The following is a 16,366-nucleotide window of genomic DNA, read 5'->3' on the forward strand; positions in this document are numbered from 1 at the left end:
GAAATGAGCGAGCTGTTACTAATTGATGATGACCAGGAACTGTGCGAGCTGCTCGGCAGTTGGCTGACCCAGGAAGGGTTTGCGGTGCGCGCCTGCCACGATGGCCAGAGTGCGCGCCAGGCCTTGGCCACCCACGCCCCGGCGGCGGTGGTGCTGGATGTCATGCTGCCCGACGGCAGCGGCCTGGAACTGCTCAAACAGCTGCGCAGCGAACACACCGACCTGCCGGTGCTGATGCTTTCGGCCCGTGGCGAGCCGCTGGATCGCATCCTTGGCTTGGAGCTGGGAGCCGACGACTACCTGGCCAAGCCCTGCGACCCCCGCGAGCTCACCGCCCGCCTGCGCGCGGTGTTGCGCCGCAGCCACCCCAGCGCGCCCAGCAGCCAGATGGAGATCGGCGACCTGATCTTCAGCCCGGTACGCGGCGTGGTCAGCATCGACCAGCGCGAGATGACCCTCACGCTGTCGGAAAGCCGCATCCTCGAAGCCTTGCTGCGCCAACCCGGCGAGCCGCTGGACAAGCAGGAACTGGCGCAGATCGGCCTGGGCCGCAAGCTCACGCTTTATGACCGCAGCCTGGACATGCATGTCAGCAACCTGCGCAAGAAGATCGGGCCGCACCCGGATGGCCGCCCGCGCATCGTCGCCCTGCGCAGCCGCGGCTATTACTACAGTCTGTAGTAAAACCGGGGCCGCTGCGCGGCCCTGTCATCTTTACCCAGCCTTTACCCTCGCCTGACCGCCCTTGACCTTGATCTCCCTAGACTGGGCTCATCCGGTAACCACCGGCCCCTGAAAGGAGAGACACCATGCGCAAGACCCTTATCGCCCTGATGTTCGCCGCCGCCCTGCCGACCGTGGCCATGGCCATGCCCGAAGGCGGCCCGCGCCACGACGGCCCGCATCATCGCGGTGACGCGCCTTTCGCCCAGCTGGACCTGAGCCGCGACCAGCGCCAGCAGATCGGCAAGCTGATGGGCGAGCAGATGAAGCAACGCCGCGACATCAACGAACGCTACATCGCCAAGCTGCCCGCCGCCGAGCAGAAAGCCCTGAAGGACGAGCTCAAGGCCAGCCACGACAAGACCGAAGGCCAGATCCGCGCCTTGCTCAAGCCCGACCAGCAGAAGAAATTCGACGACCTGCAGAAGGAGCGCGCCGCGCGCAAGGCCGAGTGGCAGGAGTTCCAGGCCTGGAAGGCTGAAAAAACCGGCAAGGCCCAGTAAGCTGTCAGCCCGATGCCCGGCCCGCTTCCCAGCGCGCCGGGCTTTCGCCATTTCCTGGAGGTGCTTGTCTTGCGTTCACTGTTCTGGCGCATCCTGGCCAGCTTCTGGCTGGCCATCGCCCTGGTCGCCGGGCTGTCAATCCTGCTCGGGCACATGCTCAACCAGGACACCTGGATCCTCAGTCGCCACCCAGGCCTGAACAACCTGGCCAGCCACTGGGCCCAGCACTACGAACAGGAAGGCCTGGAGTCGTCGCAACGCTTCCTGGAACGGCGCAAGCAGCGCTACAAGATCGACGTGCAGGTGCTCGACGACAGCGGCGATGCCGTGGTCCCCGGCACCTTCCCGCGCCGCGCCGCGGCCTTCGAGGCACGCCAGCACAACGACGAACGTCGCCTGCCGTGGCGCCGCCTGACCGAGGAATACACCAGCCCCGGCAGCGGTGAGACCTACCTGCTGATCTACCGTATCCCCCACCCGGAGCTGGCCGCCTGGCACCGCGAAAGCCTTATCTGGCCGCTCAGCGCCCTGGGCATAGCCTTGGTGGTGCTGACCCTGTTCAGCCTGTTGGTAACCCTGTCGATCACCCGCCCGCTCAGCCGCCTGCGCGGCGCCGTGCACGACCTGGGGCAGACCAGCTACCAGCAGAACAGCCTGGCGCGGCTGGCCGTGCGCCGTGACGAGTTCGGCGTGCTGGCCAACGACTTCAACAAGATGGGCGCACGCCTGCAGAGCCTGATCGGCAGCCAGCGCCAGCTGTTGCGCGATGTGTCCCACGAACTGCGTTCACCCCTGGCCCGGCTGCGCATCGCCCTGGCCCTGGCCGAGCGCGCCGAGCCGGAACAGCGTCAGGCCCTGTGGCCACGCCTGACCCGCGAATGCGATCGTCTGGAAGACTTGATCAGCGAAATCCTCGTGCTTGCCCGGGTCGATGCCGAGCAGGCACATGCCGAGCCGGTGGACCTCAATGCCTTGCTGGGCGGCGTGCGCAAGGATGCCCAGCTGTCAGCGCCGGATCAGGAGGTGCGTCTGGAGATGCAGCCTGGCCTGACCCTGCAAGGCTGGCCGACGCTGATCGAACGAGCGGTGGACAACCTGCTGCGCAATGCGCTGCGCTTCAATCCGGCCGGGCAGCCGATCGAGCTGCGCGCCAGCCGCGAACAGGACCGTATCGTGCTGAGCGTGCGCGACCATGGGCCGGGGGTGGCGGCCGAGCATCTCGCGCAGCTGGGCGAGCCATTCTTCCGGGCACCGGGGCAAGAGGCGCCGGGACATGGGCTGGGGCTGGCGATTGCACGCAAGGCGGCGGAGCGCCATGGTGGCAGCCTGAAGCTTGCGAACCATCCGCAGGGTGGGTTCGTGGCTACGCTGGAACTGCCCAGCGAAGTTAGCGCTGGCTGACTAATACAGGGGCCGCTGCGCAGCGGCCCCACTCAATCACTCGCCCCAGGCGCTGACGTACTCGGCAGTTTCCAGGATCGGCGCGGTGCGTGGCTCGGCCATTGGCGTGCCGACATACAGGTAACCGATCAGCTCTTCGTTCTCGGCAAGCCCCAGCCCCTTGTGCACATGGGCGTCGAAGGCCATGTCGCCGGTGCGCCATACCGCGCCGATACCCTGGGCATGGGCGGCGATCAGGATGCCATGGGCGGCGCAGCCGGCGGCCAGTCGCTGCTCGATCTTCGGCACTTTGAAGTGATCCTGCAGCCGGGCGATCACCACGATCAGCAACGGCGCACGCAGCGGCATCGCCCGGGCCTTGTCGAGCGCCGCCTGGGTGGCCTCACCTTTGGCTTGCACGGCTTCGGCGAACAGCTCGCCGAGCTTTTCCCGGCCCTGCCCTTCGATGGTCAGGAAACGCCAGGGGCGCAGCTGGCCATGGTCAGGCGCACGCAATGCGGCCTGGAACAGCGCCTCGCGCTGGGCGGCATTGGGCGCAGGGTCAGTCAGGCGTGGCACGGAAACACGGTTGAGCAATGCGTCGAGAGCCTCCATGGGCTACCCTCCTGGCAGATTGAAAGTGCGGCCATTCTGCACCATCGAGGGGGATCGTGGGAGCGGGCTTGCCCCGCGATCCGGCCATCGCGGTGCAAGCCCGCTCCGTGGAGGCCAGCAATCGGCGTTTACAAGACCCGGCCCACAGGTAGAATGGCGCCCTTTCCGTAGCGAGTCAGAGCAGATCACATGGCGTTGCCGACCTTAAGGATCATTGGTTTCATCATCGGCATCTTCCTGATCACCCTGGCGGTGAGCATGGTGGTGCCCATGGCGACCCTGGTGGTCTTCGAGCGCACCGGCGACATGCCGTCGTTCCTCTGGTCGAGCCTGATCACCTTCCTCGCGGGCCTGGGCCTGGTCATCCCCGGCCGCCCCGAGCACGTGCACCTGCGCCCCCGCGACATGTACCTGCTGACCGTCAGCAGCTGGCTGGTGGTCTGCGTGTTCGCCGCCCTGCCCTTCCTGCTGACCCAGCACATCAGCTACACCGACGCCTTCTTCGAAAGCATGTCCGGCATCACCGCCACCGGCGCCACCGTGCTCAGCGGCCTGGACAGCATGTCGCCGGGCATCCTGATGTGGCGCTCGATGCTGCATTGGCTGGGCGGCATCGGCTTCATCGGCATGGCGGTGGCGATCCTGCCGTTGCTGCGCATCGGTGGCATGCGCCTGTTCCAGACCGAGTCCTCCGACCGCTCGGAGAAGGTCATGCCGCGCTCGCACATGGTCGCCAAGTCGATCGTGGCGGTGTACGTCGGCATCACCGTGTTCGGCAGCCTGGCCTTCTGGTGGGCGGGGATGGGCCTGTTCGATGCGATCAACCACGCCATGTCGGCGATCTCCACCGGCGGGTTCTCCACCTCCGACCAGTCCCTGGCCAAATGGGATATCCCTGCGGTGCACTGGGTCGCGGTGGTGGTGATGATCATGGGCAGCGTGCCATTCACCCTGTACGTGGCGACCCTGCGCGGCCACCGCCGGGCGTTGATCAAGGACCAGCAGGTGCAGGGCCTGCTGGCCATGCTGGTGGCCACCTGGCTGGTCCTCGGCACCTGGTACTGGGCCACCACCGAGCTGCACTGGCTCGATGCCCTGCGCCACGTGGCGCTGAACGTCACCTCGGTGGTCACCACCACCGGCTTCGCCCTGGGCGACTACAGCCTGTGGGGCAACTTCTCGCTGATGCTGTTCTTCTACCTGGGCTTCGTCGGCGGCTGCTCCGGCTCGACGGCCGGCGGTATCAAGATCTTCCGCTTCCAGGTCGCCTACATCCTGCTCAAGGCCAACCTCAACCAGCTGATCCATCCGCGCGCGGTGATCAAGCAGAAATACAACGGCCACCGACTCGACGAAGAGATCGTGCGCTCGATCCTGACCTTCTCGTTCTTCTTCGCCATCACCATCTGCATCATCGCCCTGCTGCTGTCGCTGCTGGGCGTGGACTGGATGACCGCGCTCACCGGTGCCGCCGGGACCGTCTCGGGCGTCGGCCCCGGGCTGGGCGAAGTGATCGGCCCGGCCGGCAACTACGCGACGCTGCCGGATGCCGCCAAATGGATCCTTGCCGGCGGCATGCTGCTGGGCCGCCTGGAGATCATCACGGTGCTGGTGTTGTGCATGCCGGCGTTCTGGCGTCACTGACCGACAGACGCGTGCGGTACTCGCTCGGCGTGCTGTCGAACCAGCGGCGAAACGCCCGGTAGAAATTACTCGGATCAGCAAACCCCAGCAGGTAGGAGGTTTCCAGCAGCGTGGTGCCTGGCTGCGCCAGGTACTGCTCGGCCAGTTCGCGGCGGGTGTCGTCGAGCAGGGTCTGGAAGCTGGTGCCCTCGTCCTGCAGGCGCCGCTGCAAGGTGCGCTGCGAAAGGTGCAGGGCCTGGGCCACGGTTTCGCGCTTGGGCTCGCCCTGGGGCAGTATGCGGCAGAGCACCTGGCGCACGCGGTGGGTCACCCGACTTTCCGAGAAACGCGCCAGGTACTCGCCGGCGAAACGGTCGTGCAGCACCGCCATCGCCTCGTTGGCGGTAGGCAACGGCGCCTCCATGTCGGCGGGTGCGAACACCAGCGCGTCATGGGCCGCGCCAAACTGCAGCGGCGCGTGGAAAGCCACCTTGTATGGCTCGACATTTTTCGGCAGGGCGCCCTGGATCAGTACACGCCGCGGCTGGATCGGCCGCCCGCTGAGCCAGCTGCACAACGCCAGGGCACAGGCCAGCGAGGCTTCGGCGCTGTGCCGGGTCGGCGGCAGGTGATCGCCGTGCACGGTCAGTACCAAGGCATAGCCGTCGGGTTCGAGGCGAAAGCTCAAGTCCGAACTCTCTGCGATGATGCGCTGGTAGCGCACCAGTCGCTCGAAGCCCTCGGCCAGGGTACGACTGGACATCAACGCATAGCCCACCACATGGAACGAAGCGGGGCGTACCACCCTGGCCATGTTCAGGCCGATCGCCTCGTTGCCGGAAAGCTCGACCGCCAGCTGCCACAGCCGGGTCATCGAATCCTGGGTGAATCGCGCGTCGGGGTCGTCCAAGGCGGCGAAGTCGAGCCCGAGCTGCTTGAACATGGCCGGGCAATCGAGCCCTTCCAGCTCGAGTGCCTTGACGATCCCTGATGCCCAGCTGGCTGACGTGGTTCTCTCACTCATGACAGGCTCTTGTGCTGACCGCTCCTGCGGTGAACCGAAAGGATACTCAATTGGCGCCTATTGTCACTGGCCATCGCACCCAGTGACTCTAGACTCGATTCAGGCTCCACGCCGTGTATCCTGTCAGCAAGACCCGCAGATCCGGAAGCCCGCCATGACCCGCACCGCGCAGTTCCGCAGTTTTGCCGAGTTCTACCCCTATTACCTGGGCGAGCACAGCAATCCCACCTGCCGTCGCCTGCACTTCGTCGGCACCAGCCTGGTGATCGCCCTGCTCGCCTACAGCATCGGCAGCGGCAAGTGGCTGTTGCTGCTGGCCGTGCCGCTGGCCGGCTATGGTTTCGCCTGGGCCGGGCACTTCTTCTTCGAGAAGAACCGCCCCGCCACCTTCAGCCACCCCTGGTACAGCCTGGTCGGCGACTTCGCCATGTTCCGCGACATCCTGCTGGGCCGCCTGAGCCTCTGAATCGGCCCGCAAGGCCAGGTTCGCGTCCCGGCCGGCCACTGCCAAAGCCCGGATCCTGGCCAACACTGCGGTATGTTCCCCGACACGAGCGGCACGCGGTGATGAGCAAGCAAGCCAGTTTCAGCCACATGCGCGATGGCACCGCCCAGGACTGGGCGATCATCGCCGACGACTTTCGTGCCTACGCCCAGCAGTTGCCCCAGCGCATCCTCGCCCACCTGCGCCTGCTCGACGGCGACTTCGGCGGCTTCCCCATCGACCGCCTGAGCCATTCCTTGCAGACCGCCAGCCGTGCCCACCGCGACGGCCGCGATGAAGAGTACGTGGTCTGCGCCCTGCTGCATGACATCGGCGACACCCTGGGCAGCTACAACCACCCCGATATCGCCGCGGCGATCCTCAAGCCGTTCGTCAGCGACGAGAACCTGTGGATGATCGAGAAACACGGGATCTTCCAGGGCTACTTCTTCTTCCACCACCTGGGCATGAATCGCAACCTGCGCGAGCAATTCCGCGATCACCCGCATTACCAGCGGACCCTCGAGTTCTGCGCCCGCTACGACGCGGCGGCGTTCGATCCGGACTATGAAAGCCTGCCGCTTGCGTTCTTCGAGCCCATGCTGGAGCGCTTGTTCGCCCAGCCCAGGCAGTCCATCTACAAGGCAGCCCTGCAAGCCACCGCCTGATCTGCCACTACCGATAGCGGGCTTGCCCCGCGATCACAGGCTCAGCCGACGAGACACTAGGCCGGCTCGCCCAGCTCTGCCAAGCGCAGCGCTGCTTCCAGCGCCTGCGCCTCGGCAAACCGGTACAGCTCGATCCGCCCGTCCCAGTGTTCGATCAGCGCGGTGCACGACTCCACCCAGTCGCCGCAGTTGAGGTACTCCACCTCGCCCACCTGGCGGATCTCGGCATGGTGGATATGCCCGCACACCACACCATGGAAGCCACGCCGGGTGCACTCGTGGGCGATGGCGTCCTCGAAGTCGCTGATGAAGTTAACCGCGCCCTTGACCTTGTGCTTGAGGTACGCCGACAACGACCAGTAGCCGTAGCCATAGCGGGCGCGCCAGTGGTTGAGCCAACGGTTGAGCACCAGGGTGAACTCGTAGGCCCGGTCGCCAAGAAAAGCCAGCCAGCGGTGGTAGCGGGTGATCACGTCGAACTGGTCGCCATGGATCACCAGCAGGCGCCGGCCGTCGACTGTGAGGTGTTCGGCCTCGTCCACCAGCTGGATGTTGCCCAGGATGAGTTTCGAGTAGCGCCGCAGGAATTCGTCATGGTTGCCGGTAATGTAGATCACCTCGGTGCCGCGCTTGCTCAGGGTCAGCAGGCGGCGGATGACATTGGTGTGGGCCTGAGGCCAGTAGATGCCGCTGCGCAGTTTCCAGCCATCGATGATATCGCCGACCAGGTAGATACGCTCGGCCTGGTAGCCCTTGAGGAAATGCGCCAGGTGTTCGGCCTGGCAGTCGCGGGTGCCCAGGTGTACATCGGAAATCCACAGGGTGCGGACACGCTGCTTGCGTGACGGGCGAAGAGGTTCGGCGTGGCTCATGGGCAGGCTCCGGCGCTGTTTGCTGGAGACTGGCAGGCGCAGGTGACAGATTGGTGGCAGGTACATGACCATCCTGCCCTCGCCTGCAGGTGTACAATCTTCGCCTGCCCCGTGAGGACTCACCATGACCGCCGGCCCCTTGCTCTCGTTGCGCCACTACCGCCACGACCTGATCGCCCACAGCCACGACCATCCACAGTTGGTGTTCGGCCTCGGCGGGCGCCTGGATTTCGAGGTGGATGGACGCGGCGGCCGGGTCGCTCGCCAGGACCTGATGGTGGTTCCCGCCGGTGCCCACCACACTTGTGGGAGCCGAGAGGGCAGCGATTGCCTGGTACTGGACGTACCGGGCGGACAATGGCTCGGCGATCATCTGGGCGAGCACGCCCACGACAGCCGGCGCCTGCTCGACAGCCCCGGCCCACTGAGCCTGGACAGCCGCCAGCAGCAGTTGGTGGACTGGCTGGCAAGCAGCCCCGTGGACGACCCGCTGATTGCCCGCCAGGGAGCGGTGTTGCTGTTGGCCAGCCTCAATCCACAGGCCTGCGCCCCGGTGCTGTCCAGCAGGCGCTTGCCCTATGCTGCCTTCGACCGCCATATCGAGCAGCACGCCGCCTACCCGCTGCAGGTCGCCGACCTGGCGCGACTGGCCGGACTGTCCAGTGCGCGGCTGCATGCGCGGTTTGCCAGCGAGTGCGGCCTGACGCCGATGGACTACATCCGCCAACGGCGGCTGACGATGGCGCGCCGGCTGTTGCGTGAGACGGTGTTGCCGGTGGGCGAGATTGCCGCGCGCGTGGGGTATGGCTCGCAGAGCGCATTCAGCGCGGCGGTGCTGCGGGCGTTCGGCTGCACGCCGCTGGCGTTGCGGCGCGAGTCTGGCAACAACGGGCGCGAGGTGGGCGACAGATCTGCCTGAGGATCGAACATACACTGCTGCCTGTATCGACCTCATCGCGACTTGTCCCGTGATGGAGCCAGCACGCAACGCTCACTGTACTCAAAGGACCACCATGAACCACCGCACCGCCCTTGGCGCCCTGCATATCGGCGCGCTGTTCTTCGGCCTGACTGGCGTCTTCGGCAAACTGGCCGCCAGTGCCAGCCCCTCGATCATCGTCTTTGGTCGTGCCGCGTTCGCCGTGCTGGCGCTGGGCCTGTTTGCCGGCCTGGCGCGCCAGGCCTGGCAACCGCTGCGCGGCCAGGACTTGCGCCGCCTGTTGCTGGGGGGTGTGCTGCTGGCCGGGCATTGGGTGAGCTTCTTCATCGCGGTCAAGGTCGGCGGCGTGGCCATCGCCACCCTCGGCTTCGCCAGCTTTCCGGCATTCACGGTGATCCTTGAAGGCTTGTTGTTCCGTGAACGCATTCGCCGCAACGAGGCTGTCCTGGTGCTGCTGGTGAGCATCGGCCTGGTGCTGGTCACCCCCGCCTTCGACCTCGCCAGCGAGGCCACCGGCGGGCTGCTCTGGGCGTTGCTCTCGGGCCTGCTGTTCTCGCTGCTGTCGCTGACCAACCGCGCCGGTTCCGGGCGCCTGCCCGCCGTACAGGCGGCGCTGTGGCAGAACCTGGTGGTAAGCCTGTGCCTGCTGCCGTTCGCCGCGCCGGGCCTGGCTGCCGTGGCACCCATGGACTGGCTGTGGATCGCCCTGCTCGGCATCTTCTGCACCGGCGTCGCCCACAGCCTGTTCGTCGCCAGCCTCGCGGTGATCAAGGCGCGTACCGCCGCGGTGGTGTTCGGCATGGAGCCGGTCTACGGCATCGCCGTGGCCTGGGTGGTGTTCGCCGAACAGCCGACCCTGCGCATGCTCGCCGGTGGTGCCTTGATCATCTTCGCCATCATCCTGTCCAGCCGCCTGGCCGCCGAGCAACCCTCCCGGCAGACCGTGGCCGAAAGCGCCTGATCAGCGATCGTTGTGACCCAGGTCGCGCTGCGGATCGATCTGGTCACGCACCCGCTGCTTGAGCGCCTTGGCCTCGGGGAAGCCGCCGTCGGCCTTGCGCTCCCAGATCTGCACGCCGTCGCAGGTGATGCGGAACACCCCGCCGGTAGCAGGTTCCAGGGCGACCTGACCGAGGTCGTCAGCGAAGGTGCTGAGCAACTCCTGCGCCAGCCAGGCGGCGCGCAGCAGCCATTGGCACTGGGTGCAATAAGTGATGACAATTTGTGGCTTGCTGTCTGCCATGTCGGGGAACTCCGTAGGAAGGGCCGCTTATACTAGCGGTCTTTACCCTCTGGTTTGAGACTCACGATGCGCCGCCTGCTGTTCTGCCTACTGCTGATGCTCACTTCCATCACCTTGCATGCCGCCGAAACGGCGCGACCGAAAATCGGCCTGGTGCTGTCAGGCGGCGCCGCCCGCGGCCTGGCCCATATCGGCGTACTCAAGGCCCTGGAAGAACAGGGCGTGCGCATCGACGCCATCGCCGGCACCAGCATGGGCGCGGTGGTCGGCGGGCTGTACGCCTCGGGCTACAGCATCGCCGAACTGGAAAAACTGGCCACCACCCTCGACTGGCAACAGGCATTGTCCGACGCCCCACCGCGCAAGGACGTGCCGTTCCGACGCAAGCAGGACGACCGCGACTTCCTGGTCAAGCAGAAGCTGAGCTTTCGCGACGACGGCAGCCTGGGCCTGCCGCTGGGCGTGATCCAGGGCCAGAACCTCGCCCTGCTGCTGGAAAGCAAGCTGGCCCATGCCGCCGACGTGCGCGACTTCGACAAGCTGCCGATCCCGTTTCGCGCCGTGGCCACCGACATTACCAGTGGCGAGAAGGTGATCTTCCGCCGCGGCCACCTGCCCCAGGTGATACGCGCCAGCATGTCGATTCCGGCAGTGTTCGCCCCGGTGGAACTGGACGGCCGGCTGCTGGTGGATGGCGGCATGACCGACAACATCCCGGTGGACGTGGTGCGCGAGATGGGCGTGGACCTGGCCATCGTAGTCGACATCGGCACCCCGCTGCGCAACCGCAAGCAACTGGCCACGGTGGTGGATGTACTCAACCAGTCGATCACCCTGATGACCCGGCGTAACTCCGAGGAACAGCTGGCCAGCCTGCGCCGCGAGGACATCCTCGTCCAGCCGCCGCTGTCCGCGTTCGGCGTCACCGACTTCGGCCGCGCCCAGGATATGATCGATGCCGGCTACCGCGCCACCCGCGCCCTCGATCCGCGCCTGGCGTCGCTGCGCCGGCGCGAGGGTGACAGCAACCTGGCAATGGCGCGTTCGCCGAAGCAGCGCACGCCGATCATCACCGCCATCAAGGTGGAGAACGACTCCAAGGTCAGCGACGACGTGATCCGCTACTACATCCGCCAACCCATCGGCGAACCGCTGGACCTCGGCCGCCTGCAGACCGACATGGGCACCCTCTATGGGCTGGACTACTTCGACCAGGTGCAATACCGCGTCGCGCACAAGGGCGATGAACATACCCTGGTGATCAACGCCCGCGGGCGGCGTGGCGGTACCGATTACCTGCGCCTGGGCCTGAACCTGTCGGACGACCTGCGCGGCGACAGCGCCTTCAACCTTGGCGCCAGCTACCGGGTCAACGGCATCAACCGGCTCGGCGGCGAATGGCTGACCCGGGCCCAGATCGGCGACGAACAGGAGCTGTACAGCGAGTTCTACCAGCCGCTGGACGTGGGCTCGCGCTACTTCATCGCCCCCTACCTGGCCCTGGGTTCGCAGAATGTCGAGGCCACCCTGGACAACGACCCGGTGGCCGAATACCGCCTCGAACGCTACGGCTTCGGGCTCAATGTCGGGCGGCAGATCGGCACCTACGGCGAGGTGCGCCTGGGCGTGGGCAAGGCCTGGGGCAACGCCGAGGTGCGTATCGGCGACCAGGACCTGCCCAAGGTCAGCTTCAATGAGGGCTTCTACGAACTCAAGTACTCCTTCGACACCTTCGACAACGTCTACTTCCCGCACAGCGGCGAAGACATAGGCCTGACCGTGCGCAAGTACGACAAGTCACTGGATTCGGACCAAAACTACCGGCAGTGGCTGTTCAACCTCGACAAGGCCATCAGCAGCGGGCCGAACACCCTGGTGCTGGGCGGGCGCTACGGACGCACCCTGGACGATGCCGAAGTGGTGACCTCAAGCTTCGTCTTCGGCGGCGCACGGCAGCTATCGGGGTTCCGCCAAGACTCGATCTCCGGGCAGAACATGAGCCTGCTGCGCATGGTCTACTACCGCCGCCTGACGCCACGCGCCTACCTGCCGCTGGACTTCCCGCTGTACCTGGGCGGCTCGCTGGAGCGCGGCCGTGCGTGGAACAACGACAACGAGTTCGACAGCGGCTACATCAATGCGGCGAGCATCTTCCTGGGGCTGGAAACGCCGCTGGGGCCGTTGAACTTGAGCTATGGCGCCAACGATGCGCATGAGAAGGCGGTGTACCTGAACCTGGGGCATACCTTCTAGAAATGATCGCGGGGCAAGCCGCCCCCACAAGCCAAGCAAAATCTTGTGGGAGCGGGCTTGCCCCGCGATCCGGGTAAAGCTCAGGACTTTTCGAGATTATCGAGAATCTTCGCATGCACGCGCATGCACACTTCCAGGTCGGCCTCATCGACCCCGGTGAACAACTCGAGCCGCAACGCATTGGCGATGGTCTCGATCTGGTCGATCAGCGGCTTGGCCGGCGGGCACAGGAGGATCTTCTTGGCCCGACGGTCTTCCATCACGGCTTGGCGGCGCACCAGCCCCTGGCTTTCCAGGCTGTCGAGCAGGCGCGCCAGGGTCGGGCCCTCGACGCCCACGCTCTGGGCCAGCTCACGCTGGGTCGGCGCCTCGTCGAACCGGGCCAGGTGCAGCAGCACCAGCCAGCGGGCTTGCGACAGGTTGAGCCCGGCCAGGCGGCGGTCCAGCTCGGCGCGCCAGCCTCGGGACATCTGGGCCAGCTGCATGCCGAAGCGGTGTTGGTTGTCGGTCAGGGGCATAAGTAACTCAATGAATAGAACTAATTATTAGCCAGCTAACCATGGCCCGACCGATCAGGCAAGGTTCGACGCCATGGAAATGACTGATAATCATGTAAGGGTATGACAAAGGTCAGCAAATGGCACAAATGCCGGCAATCACACGCCGAACTCCACCGCCAGCGCCGCCCGCACGCAGTGCAGCACACCTTCGGGCACCCGCTGGCCGAACAGCGGTGCCACAGCTGACACCGGCGGCAGCTCGCCCTCGCCGTCGAGGAAGGCATCCTGTACTTCCATCATCAGCTCTTCGGGCAAGTCCAGCGCCTGCTCCAGGCTCAGCTCCTGGCGGCCGATGGCCTCGGCCAGCAAGCTGTAGACGTTCTTCTCGGTGCAGTTGAGCTGCCCGGCGATCTGCGCCGGCGTCATGCCGGCGCGGGCCAGGCTGACCAGTTCGTGACGCAGGTCGAGCACCACCTTCGGCGCTTCCTCGGTGCCACCGGAGCCATTGAGCACCTCGAGGAAGGCCTGGCCGTAGCGCTCCAGCTTGCGCGCGCCGACGCCACTGACCTGGGCCATGTCGCTGAGGCTGGTGGGCATGCTGCGCAACATCTCCAGCAAAGTGGAGTCGGGGAAGATGACATAAGGCGGCACGCTGTGCTCTTCGGCCAGCTTGCGCCGCAAGGTGCGCAACGCCTCCCACAGTTCGCGCTCCTCGGCGCGCACCAGCTGGCTGGCCGGGCTGCCGCCACTACCGCCGGACGCCTTGGCCACGGTCTGCGGCTTGAGGTCGCGGCGCAGTTGCAGGTTCACCTCACCGCGCAGCAGCGGCCGGCAGCTATCGGACAGGCGCAGGCCGCCGTAGCCTTCCAGGTCGATGTCCACCAGCCCGCGCGCCACCAACTGGCGGAACAGCGAGCGCCACTCGGCCTCGGCCAGCGTCTTGCCGACGCCGAACACCGACAGCTTCTCGTGGCCGAAATTGCGTACCTTCTCGGTGTCCTTGCCCAATAGCACATCGACCAGATGGCCGACACCATAGCGCTGGCCGGTGCGAAACACCGCCGACAAGGCCTGGCGCGCGGGCTCGGTGGCGTCCCAGGTCTGCACGTTGTCGACACAGTTGTCGCAGTGCCCGCAGGGCTTCTCGAGCACCTCGTCGAAATAGGCCAGCAACGACTGGCGGCGGCAACGGGTTTCCTCGCAGAGGGCCAGCATGGCGTCGAGCTTGTGCTGCTCGATGCGCTTGTGGCGCTCGTCGCCCTCGGAGTTCTGCAGCATCTGCTTGAGCATCACCATGTCCTGCAGGCCGTAGGCCATCCAGGCGTCCGACGGCAGGCCGTCACGGCCGGCACGGCCGGTCTCCTGGTAATAGGCCTCGAGCGACTTGGGCAGGTCGAGGTGGGCAACGAAGCGCACGTTGGGCTTGTCGATGCCCATGCCGAAGGCAATCGTGGCGACCATGATCAGCCCTTCCTCGTTGAGGAAGCGGTGCTGGTTGGCGGCGCGGGTCTCCGCAGCCAGGCCGGCGTGGTACGGCAGCGCCGGGAAGCCCTGGTCGCAAAGGAAGGCCGCGGTCTCGTCGACCTTCTTGCGCGACAGGCAATAGACGATGCCGGCGTTGCCGCGCCGCTCGCCGAGGAACGCCATCAACTGCTTGCGCGGCGCCTCCTTGGGCACGATGCGGTAGAAGATGTTCGGCCTGTCGAAGCTCGACAGGAAACGCTCGGCGCCCTGCAGGTGCAGGCGCTGGACGATCTCCTCGCGGGTGCGCATGTCGGCGGTGGCGGTCAGGGCGATACGCGGCACATGGGGGAACAGCTCGGCGAGCTGGCCCAGTTGCAGGTACTCGGGGCGGAAGTCGTGGCCCCATTGCGAGACGCAGTGGGCCTCGTCGATGGCGAACAGGGAAATGTCCAGGCCGCGCAGGAAGTCCAGCATGCGCGGCTGCACCAGGCGCTCAGGAGCCAGGTACAGCATCTTCACCTCGCCGCGGCGCAGGCGCCCGGCCAGGTCGCGCTGCTGCTCGGCGCTGAGCGTGGAGTTCAGCGCAGCGGCGGCCACGCCCAGCTCGTCGAGGGTGGCGACCTGGTCGTCCATCAGCGCGATCAGCGGCGACACCACCACAGTCAAGCCGGGGCGCAGCAAGCCGGGCACCTGGAAGCACAGGGACTTGCCGCCACCAGTGGGCATCAGTACCAGCGCGTCGCCACCGCCCGCCACACATTCGATGATCGCTGCCTGGCGCCCGCGGAAACTATCGTAACCGAAGACATCCTTGAGGACGCGCTGAGCCTGTTCGAGCATTTGCCACTCCAAAATCGCCGTACCATCCTGGACTCAGGCTGGACGATAAATCCGCCGCGCACACACCGAATGCGTAAGCGGTTTTTGCCGGATGGCCGCAAAACGCCACCTGGCACGAAAAACAGCGGAGTATACCCGACTGCCGCGTACCCCGGCATGCCCCGGTGACAGACGTTCGCTTTGCCCCGCGAGCGCCGCAAGGTGCTAGAATTCAGCATCGTTTATTCCCCAAGGTAGCCCTGTAATGTCCTTCGCCGAGCAACTGACCCGCCTGCAAGCCTTCCTCGACGCCGATGAGCTGCACGAAGAAGCGCTGGACTACGTCGCCGCCCACGGCTACCTGACCGCGCTGTCGATCTGCTCCGAGGAAGTTCCAGAACGCGAATGGATCGACGCGCTGTTCGCCGAAGAACCCCATTACGCCAGCGATGCCCAGCGCACCGAGATCGAGGCCACCCTGGTCGCGCTCAAGGGCCACATCGCCCGCCAGTTGGCCAGCGACGAGGAATTCGACCTGCCTTGTGAACTAGACCTGACCGAAGAGCCGGACGATTCCGACCTGCGCGGCTGGTGCATCGGCTTCATGGAGGGCGTGTTCCTGCGTGAAGAGGCCTGGTTCGAGAACGCCGAGGAAGAAGTCAGCGAAATGCTCCTGCCGATCATGGTCGGTTCCGGTCTGTTCGACGAACAACCCGAGTTCGCCGACATTGCCGGCAACGCCAACCTGCAGGACGACATGATCGTGCAGATCCCCGAGGCACTGAGCGCACTGTTCCTGCTGCTGCACGCCCCCGAAGAGAAGCCTGCCCTGCTCAAGCCACGCCACCACTGATCGAGGTGGTGCGCTACCTGCTGCTGGCCGCCGGCTGGCTCAGCGTCGCGCTGGGGGTGGCGGGGATCTTCCTGCCGGTATTGCCCACCACCCCGTTCCTGCTGCTGGCGGCGGCCTGCTTCGCCCGCAGCTCGCCACGTTTTCACCACTGGCTGGTGAACCACCCGAAACTCGGGCCGTGGATCCGCGACTACCTCAGCGGTGAGGGGATTCCGCTCAAGGGCAAGGTCTATGCGATCGGGTTGATGTGGGCCAGCATCGGGCTGTCCTGCTACCTGGTGCCGTTGTTCTGGGCGCGGGCGTTCATGCTGACCAGCGCGGTGCTGGTCAGCGCCTGGATCCTCAAGCAGAAGACCCTGCACCGGCCACAGTGACGCCATCGCGGGGCGGGCTTGCCCCGCG

The 16,366-nt window shown here is 66.0% G+C and carries 17 protein-coding genes; 11 read left to right on the forward strand and 6 right to left on the reverse strand.

Going from position 1 to position 16,366, the window contains the following annotated elements:
• The first annotated feature begins 3 nt into the window (after positions 1 to 3).
• The 3 genes from LU688_RS20545 (at position 4) to LU688_RS20555 (ending at position 2,627) form a co-directional block, all read left to right on the forward strand.
• Positions 4 to 681, forward strand: a complete 678-nt coding sequence (locus tag LU688_RS20545) for a response regulator transcription factor (RefSeq protein WP_110605314.1) — start codon at positions 4 to 6, stop codon at positions 679 to 681.
• A 128-nt stretch (positions 682 to 809) separates the two neighbouring features.
• Positions 810 to 1,226 (forward strand): Spy/CpxP family protein refolding chaperone, encoded by a 417-nt coding sequence (locus tag LU688_RS20550; RefSeq protein ID WP_023632412.1) that lies wholly within the window; start codon positions 810 to 812, stop codon positions 1,224 to 1,226.
• A gap of 12 nt (positions 1,227 to 1,238) precedes the next feature.
• Positions 1,239 to 2,627 (forward strand): sensor histidine kinase, encoded by a 1,389-nt coding sequence (locus LU688_RS20555; RefSeq protein WP_052062223.1) that lies wholly within the window; start codon positions 1,239 to 1,241, stop codon positions 2,625 to 2,627.
• Positions 2,628 to 2,663: 36 nt separating this feature from the next.
• Here LU688_RS20555 and LU688_RS20560 read toward each other — a convergent pair whose 3' ends face one another.
• Entirely contained in the window at positions 2,664 to 3,221 is a 558-nt protein-coding gene (locus LU688_RS20560; protein ID WP_038706586.1) for an NAD(P)H nitroreductase, read from the reverse strand.
• A 189-nt stretch (positions 3,222 to 3,410) separates the two neighbouring features.
• On the opposite strand from LU688_RS20560, the gene LU688_RS20565 reads away from it, so the two are divergent.
• Complete coding sequence (locus LU688_RS20565) at positions 3,411 to 4,865, forward strand: TrkH family potassium uptake protein (RefSeq protein WP_038706587.1); 1,455 nt, start codon at positions 3,411 to 3,413, stop codon at positions 4,863 to 4,865.
• Here the strand turns inward: LU688_RS20565 and LU688_RS20570 are convergent.
• Positions 4,822 to 5,868, reverse strand: coding sequence for an AraC family transcriptional regulator (locus tag LU688_RS20570; protein ID WP_160291117.1), 1,047 nt, complete (start codon positions 5,866 to 5,868; stop codon positions 4,822 to 4,824). The genes LU688_RS20565 and LU688_RS20570 overlap by 44 nt on opposite strands.
• A gap of 154 nt (positions 5,869 to 6,022) precedes the next feature.
• On the opposite strand from LU688_RS20570, the gene LU688_RS20575 reads away from it, so the two are divergent.
• Positions 6,023 to 6,334: an Mpo1-like protein gene (locus LU688_RS20575; protein WP_023631733.1), complete on the forward strand. Its 312-nt coding sequence runs from the start codon at positions 6,023 to 6,025 to the stop codon at positions 6,332 to 6,334.
• A 101-nt stretch (positions 6,335 to 6,435) separates the two neighbouring features.
• Positions 6,436 to 7,020 carry an HD domain-containing protein gene (locus tag LU688_RS20580; RefSeq protein ID WP_023631732.1) on the forward strand — a complete coding sequence of 195 codons (585 nt, stop codon included), beginning with the start codon at positions 6,436 to 6,438 and terminating at the stop codon, positions 7,018 to 7,020.
• A gap of 56 nt (positions 7,021 to 7,076) precedes the next feature.
• On the opposite strand, the gene LU688_RS20585 is transcribed toward LU688_RS20580, so the two are convergent.
• Positions 7,077 to 7,892: a UDP-2,3-diacylglucosamine diphosphatase gene (locus LU688_RS20585; RefSeq protein WP_160291118.1), complete on the reverse strand. Its 816-nt coding sequence runs from the start codon at positions 7,890 to 7,892 to the stop codon at positions 7,077 to 7,079.
• A gap of 124 nt (positions 7,893 to 8,016) precedes the next feature.
• Here LU688_RS20585 and LU688_RS20590 point away from each other — a divergent pair, with 124 nt between their 5' ends.
• Complete coding sequence (locus LU688_RS20590) at positions 8,017 to 8,811, forward strand: helix-turn-helix transcriptional regulator (RefSeq protein WP_094011851.1); 795 nt, start codon at positions 8,017 to 8,019, stop codon at positions 8,809 to 8,811.
• A gap of 94 nt (positions 8,812 to 8,905) precedes the next feature.
• A complete protein-coding gene (locus tag LU688_RS20595) occupies positions 8,906 to 9,793 on the forward strand; it encodes a DMT family transporter (RefSeq protein ID WP_038706590.1) in 888 nt (295 codons plus the stop codon).
• Here the strand turns inward: LU688_RS20595 and LU688_RS20600 are convergent, their stop codons facing one another.
• Complete coding sequence (locus LU688_RS20600) at positions 9,794 to 10,075, reverse strand: Rdx family protein (protein WP_094011850.1); 282 nt, start codon at positions 10,073 to 10,075, stop codon at positions 9,794 to 9,796.
• A gap of 66 nt (positions 10,076 to 10,141) precedes the next feature.
• On the opposite strand from LU688_RS20600, the gene LU688_RS20605 reads away from it, so the two are divergent.
• Positions 10,142 to 12,328, forward strand: a complete 2,187-nt coding sequence (locus LU688_RS20605) for a patatin-like phospholipase family protein (protein WP_094011849.1) — start codon at positions 10,142 to 10,144, stop codon at positions 12,326 to 12,328.
• An 80-nt stretch (positions 12,329 to 12,408) separates the two neighbouring features.
• On the opposite strand, the gene LU688_RS20610 is transcribed toward LU688_RS20605, so the two are convergent.
• Together LU688_RS20610 and recQ are read right to left on the reverse strand one after the other, a co-directional pair.
• Positions 12,409 to 12,846 (reverse strand): MarR family transcriptional regulator, encoded by a 438-nt coding sequence (locus tag LU688_RS20610; protein ID WP_038706592.1) that lies wholly within the window; start codon positions 12,844 to 12,846, stop codon positions 12,409 to 12,411.
• Between the two features lie 138 nt (positions 12,847 to 12,984).
• On the reverse strand, positions 12,985 to 15,132 hold the full coding sequence (gene recQ / locus LU688_RS20615) for a DNA helicase RecQ (RefSeq protein ID WP_160291320.1): 2,148 nt from the start codon (positions 15,130 to 15,132) through the stop codon (positions 12,985 to 12,987).
• 244 nt (positions 15,133 to 15,376) lie between these two features.
• Between recQ and LU688_RS20620 the strand changes: the two genes are divergently transcribed.
• Together LU688_RS20620 and LU688_RS20625 are read left to right on the forward strand one after the other, a co-directional pair.
• Complete coding sequence (locus LU688_RS20620; protein ID WP_023630694.1) at positions 15,377 to 15,964, forward strand: YecA/YgfB family protein; 588 nt, start codon at positions 15,377 to 15,379, stop codon at positions 15,962 to 15,964.
• Positions 15,965 to 15,972: 8 nt separating this feature from the next.
• Complete coding sequence (locus LU688_RS20625) at positions 15,973 to 16,338, forward strand: YbaN family protein (protein ID WP_023630695.1); 366 nt, start codon at positions 15,973 to 15,975, stop codon at positions 16,336 to 16,338.
• Positions 16,339 to 16,366 lie beyond the last annotated feature (28 nt).

The sequence above is a fragment of the Pseudomonas soli genome, assembly GCF_021283165.2.
Classification (GTDB): Bacteria; Pseudomonadota; Gammaproteobacteria; order Pseudomonadales; family Pseudomonadaceae; genus Aquipseudomonas; species Aquipseudomonas soli.